The organism is Streptomyces sp. NPDC058401 (assembly GCF_042722885.1).
Lineage (GTDB): Bacteria > Actinomycetota > Actinomycetes > Streptomycetales > Streptomycetaceae > Streptomyces.
Genome location: NZ_JBHXKA010000265.1, coordinates 1 through 3,472, shown reverse-complemented (window position 1 = coordinate 3,472; position 3,472 = coordinate 1). Strand labels below are relative to the sequence as shown.

At 69.6% G+C, this 3,472-nt stretch carries 3 protein-coding genes; all 3 read left to right on the top strand.

Annotation, left to right across the window (positions count from 1 at the left end; translation table 11 throughout):
* Nucleotides 1-164: 164 nt before the first annotated feature.
* The 3 genes from ACFWNV_RS39585 to ACFWNV_RS39575 all read left to right on the top strand — a co-directional run bounded on the left by ACFWNV_RS39585 (nucleotide 165) and on the right by ACFWNV_RS39575 (nucleotide 3,414).
* Nucleotides 165-437: a hypothetical protein gene (locus tag ACFWNV_RS39585; protein ID WP_383957182.1), complete on the top strand. Its 273-nt coding sequence runs from the start codon at nucleotides 165-167 to the stop codon at nucleotides 435-437.
* Complete coding sequence (locus ACFWNV_RS39580; RefSeq protein WP_383957179.1) at nucleotides 434-799, top strand: hypothetical protein; 366 nt, start codon at nucleotides 434-436, stop codon at nucleotides 797-799. Before ACFWNV_RS39585 ends, ACFWNV_RS39580 begins: the two co-directional genes overlap by 4 nt.
* Before the next feature lie 266 nt (nucleotides 800-1,065).
* Complete coding sequence (locus ACFWNV_RS39575) at nucleotides 1,066-3,414, top strand: collagenase (protein WP_383957176.1); 2,349 nt, start codon at nucleotides 1,066-1,068, stop codon at nucleotides 3,412-3,414.
* The last annotated feature ends 58 nt before the right edge of the window (nucleotides 3,415-3,472 follow it).

Below are 3,472 nucleotides of genomic sequence, written 5' to 3'. Positions count from 1 at the left end.
CCACCCCGCCCCGCCCCGCCCCGCCGCGAACCGTGGCGGGGCGGGGCGGGGCGGGCGCGTTCGCGCATCCGGCCCGGCGGGCGACGGCGCGGTCGGAGAGGATCCCGTACCCGGCCGAAGGGTGTGCTAGCGCCTGATACCAGTGGCTAGCTATGGTGGTGGTCATGGGAAAGCAGACGAACATCCGCCTGAACGAGGACGTCAAGGCCGCCGCGGAGGAACGGGCCAAGCGCCGCGGGCTGACCCTGCAGGGGTACGTGGCCGATCTGATCGAGCAGGACGTGAAGGAGTCGCGCGCCGCCTTCATGGCCGGCGCCTCGGCGTTCCTGGCCGCCTACGCCGACCGCTTCGACGCGGAGTTCGGCGAGGACCGGTACCCCGGCCTCCCGGCGGGGCTCACGGAGACCGCGGAGACGGCGCCGAGGGACGCGGCGTGATCCTCCGGATCGACCTCGCCTGGATCCTGGCCGTGGCCCAGCAGATCCCGGGCGATCCCCAAGTCGTCGACTACGGAGTGCCGGTGGCGGCGGCAGCGCGGCACGGAGCGGAGGTCCTCGACCAGGACGTCTACCCCGAGCCGCACCACAAGGCGGCGGCCCTCCTCTGCGAGCTGGCCAGGAACCCCAGTCTGGAGCTGCGGAACCTGCTGTTCGCCGCCACGGTGACCGCCGCCTACCTGTCGGCGTGCGGCCTCCCCGTGAACCAGGGCCTGGACACCGTCCTGCCCCTGGCCCGCGCGGCACGCGACGGGCTTCCGGTGCGGGAGGTCGCCGCCCGGATCAAGACCTGGACCAGTTGATCCGACGGGCTCGGCTGCCCCGGACTCAGGTCATGTTCTCGTAGACGTTCCGGCCCTTGCCGAACAGCACCCGTACGGACTCGCCTTTCCCGGTGCCCGGTTGGCGCGCCGGGGCGCCCGGCGGACGGCAACGGTTCTATTCCGCCAGGCAGCAATCTGGCCAAAAGACTTCCGGCGCGATGCGACATGTGAAATTTTACATGTCACACATCAAACGCCCGTGTATCTCCAGCACGCGGGCACAACGGCCCCGGAGGCCCCCGCAGATGCATCCCTTCCGGATATCGAAGGCCACTACGCGCAGACTTCCCGCGCTGGGCGCGGCCGTCTTCCTTGCGTTCGGCCTGTTCGCGCCACAGAGCCAGGCCGCCTCCGCCGGCGCCAAGACCCCGGCCACCGATACGTACGCACGGGGAACCGCGGCCGCGGCGCCGCGGTCGATCCCGGTCCCCAAGTCGCCGGATGCGATGAGCAACGGCTCCCGCTTCCGGATCTCCTCGCAGGACAGCACCGAGGAGACCGCCACCGCGCCCGCCCCGACCGTCAAGCCCGTACAGCCGGCCAAGTCCGGCAAGGACGGCCGGCAGTCCGCGGCCGCCGCCGCGGCCGACGAGTGCGGCGACCTCTCCGGCGTGATCAACGCGACCGGCGGCGCCCTGGTCCAGCAGCTCAAGGCGCTCCCCCGGATCACCTGTACGTACCCGCTGTTCAACCTCACCGGGGAGAACGCGCGCAGGGCCTTCAACGAAGCCCAGATGGTGACGGTCGCCAACGCGCTGCGCGACGCCTCCGCCACCTACCCGGGCAGCAACAGCACCGCCGTCGGGCAGCTGGTGCTGTTCCTGCGGGCGGGCTACTACGTGCAGGACAACAACGGGGACGTCGTCGGCCCCTACGGCACGGCGCTCGACGGTGCCGCGCGCGGCGCGCTGGACGCCTTCTTCGCCTCCCCGCGCAGCAAGGACGTCACGGACGCCAACGGCGAGATCCTCAACGAGGTCGTCACCCTGATCGACAGCACCCACGCGGCCGGCCGCTACGCCGGTGTCGTCAAGTGGATGCTCGGCAGCTACGACGGCACGTGGCCCGGCCAGATGAACCTCGCGATGCAGCACGTCGAGTGGGTCGTCGAGAACGGCTTCAAGGCCAAGAACGACGACCGCGGCTGGCGGGCCGCCCTCAAGGCCGACCCCGCCATCCTCGACACCTGGTCCGGATTCATCACGCGCAACAGCGCGCAGCTCAACCGTCTGGACGTCGTCAGCAACGTCGGCCGCTTCCTCGGCTACGCCCTGGACGTGCCCGAGCTCAAGGACCGGGTCCGCCCGCTGCTGAAGGACCTGATCAACCGCTACCCGAACGTCGGCCCCACCGCGCCGATCACCATGAACCTGGGCTGGTACACGCGCCAGTACGACAGGAACAACTGCGCTGCCTACGCCATCTGCGACCTGGGCGAGCGCGTTCTCCCGGCGATCCTGCCGATCCAGCACACGTGCACCCCGGGCCTGAAGATCCGCGCCCAGGACATGTCCCCCGGCCAGCTGGAGAGCACCTGCACCAGCCTGGTCAACCAGGACGCCTACTTCCACCGGGTCATCGGCGACAAGGGCGCGATCCCCGGTGACGTGAACACCAACCTCGAGGTCGTCGTCTTCGACGACTACACCAACTACTCGCTGTACGCCTGGGCCATCTACAACATCGACGTCGACAACGGCGGCATGTACGAGGAGGGCAACCCGGCCGCCGCCGGCAACCAGGCCCGCTTCATCGCCCACGAAGCCCACTGGCTGCGCCCGGACTTCCAGATCTGGAACCTCAACCACGAGTACACCCACTACCTCGACGGCCGCTACAACATGGCCGGTGACTTCGAGGCCGGCATCGTGACGCCGACCATCTGGTGGGTCGAGGGCATCGCCGAGAACATCTCGTTCGGGTACCGGGGCGAGCGCAACGCCGACGCGATCGCCGAGGCCGGCAAGAAGACCTACAAGCTCAGCGAGCTCTTCGACACCGTCTACGGCCAGGACGCGGACCCCGAGGTCAACTCGAACCGGGTCTACCGCTGGGGCTTCCTGGCGGTCCGTTACATGCTCCAGGCGCACCCCGCCGACGTCGAGACCGTACTGGGCAAGTACCGCACCGGTGACTGGAACGGTGCCCGCACCTTCCTGAAGCAGACCATCGGCACCGGCTACGACGCCGGCTTCGCCACCTGGCTGACGACCGCCTGCGCGACCAACGACTGCGGCCCCCTGCCGGAGGCGCCGTCCACCCCGCTGTGCACGCTCGCCGACCCCCGCCAGTTCGACAAGAACTGCCGCCGGGACAACCTCGCGGCCGGCGCCGGGAACTACAGCTACCACTTCGTGTACCTGCCGGCCGGCGTCAAGCAGCTGACCATCACCAGCAGCGGCGGCTCCGGCAACGCCGAGCTGTACTACGGCGGCAGCAGCTGGGCCACCACGAGCAGCTACCAGGCGAAGTCCGCCAACGCCGGCAACGGCGAAACGCTGACGGTGGACAACCCGCCCGCCGGGTGGGTGTACTTCAGCCTCGCCGCCGCGCAGGACTTCAGCGGGGTGAGCCTCTCCACGCAGACCAAGTGAGCCGGTCCACCGGGTCCTGAAGGTCAGGGAGGTCCTGAAGTTCCTGGAGGTCCTGAAC